Here is a 1,332-nt window from a genome sequence, read left to right as displayed (position 1 = left end):
TGAGTTCCCCCCGCTTTGATGGAGCGGTGGTTACCTGCTGCCGGCTGGCGCAGGGGTGACGATAGTTGGTTCGGCTGGTTGCGTCTGGCGGCTGTGCCAGGCGGTCTCGTACTCGTTCGGGCTGAGGTAGCCCAACTCTTTCTGGATGCGGCGGGTGTTGTACCAGCCGTCGATGTAGGCGAAAATCGCGTTCTCGGCCTCGTCACGGGTCCGCCATGAGGTGCGGTAGACGAGTTCGATCTTCAGGGTTGACCAGAAGTTCTCCATGAGGGCGTTGTCGTAGCTGTCGCCGACGGAGCCCATCGAGGGCAGGATTCCGTTGTCCTGCAAGCGTTCCGCGAAGCGGAAAGACGTGTAGTTCGATCCCCTGTCGCTGTGGTGGATCAACTGACCGTCGCGGACGTCGCGGGACCAGATCCCGTATTCGAGGGCGGCGAGGATCAGGTCGGTGTCGCAGCGGTCGGAGGTCTTCCACCCGACGATCCGGCGGGAGAACGCGTCGCGGACCGCGGCGAGCCAGAACACGCCCTCGCCGCACGGGATGCGGGTGGCGTCGGCAACCCAGAGCCGGTTCGGCCCGTCGGCGGTGAACTGCCGATTCACCAAATCCGGCGCCGGCGTGTGCCGTGGATCCTGACGGGTGCAGCCGCCGCGCCAGCCGCGACGCAGAAACGCACCCTGCCAGCCGTGGGCGGCCATCAGCCGCTCGACGCGCTTGCGGCCCACGCGAATGCCGTCGCGACGTAGCTGCCGGTGGACCCGGTCCGCGCCGTAGGTGCGCCCCGATGTCTCCCAGATCTCGTAGATGTTCGAGATCAGCCCCAGGTCGACCACGTCCCGGTCACAGGGCTGCTCGAACTGCTTGACCCACGCGTAGTAGGTCGAAGCACCGATGTTCAGGACCCGTAGCAGGAGCGCGACCGCGAACTGGTCACGGTGTTCGTGGATGAACCTCATGACCGTCGCCGGGTCGGGTCGAGCTCCGCCGCGAAATACGCGCTCGCAGCCTTCAAGATCTCGTTCGCCCGCCGCAACTCGGCCACTTCTCTGCGCAACCGGCGGTTCTCCTCCGCCACCTCGCTGCTCGGCCGATCGGTGCGCTCGCCCGCGTCAGCCTCGGCTTGGCGGATCCAGTTCCTGAGCGCCTCGTGATGAACACCGAGTTGCTCGGCCAAGCGCCGGATCACCGGCTTCGGGTCCGACTCGCGGTACAAGCGCACAGCGCGCTGACGTAGCTCATCGGGGTACTTCTTCGGTGCTGCCACGGACGACTTCCTCCCCACGGCCATCAGACCATGATCAAGAAGCTCCATGAAAGCGGGGGTGGCTCAC

Annotated in this window: 2 protein-coding genes; both read right to left on the bottom strand. The window is 65.9% G+C overall.

Features of this window, described 5'->3' with window-relative positions:
- Positions 1-30 precede the first annotated feature (30 nt).
- Entirely contained in the window at positions 31-957 is a 927-nt protein-coding gene (locus tag RM555_RS30780) for an IS3 family transposase (protein WP_311414994.1), read from the bottom strand.
- Positions 954-1,265 carry a transposase gene (locus RM555_RS30775; RefSeq protein ID WP_311414993.1) on the bottom strand — a complete coding sequence of 104 codons (312 nt, stop codon included), beginning with the start codon at positions 1,263-1,265 and terminating at the stop codon, positions 954-956. Before RM555_RS30775 ends, RM555_RS30780 begins: the two co-directional genes overlap by 4 nt.
- Positions 1,266-1,332 lie beyond the last annotated feature (67 nt).

The sequence above is a fragment of the Micromonospora reichwaldensis genome (genome assembly GCF_031845925.1).
Lineage (GTDB): Bacteria > Actinomycetota > Actinomycetes > Mycobacteriales > Micromonosporaceae > Micromonospora > Micromonospora reichwaldensis.
Note: the sequence above shows the minus strand (reverse complement) of the source record. Positions and strands in the feature narration are given on the sequence as shown.

Coding starts and splice junctions, on each gene's coding strand:
- RM555_RS30780 (WP_311414994.1), bottom strand. CDS start 957: ATGAGGTTCATCCACGAACACCGTGACCAGTTCGCGGTCGCGCTCCTG.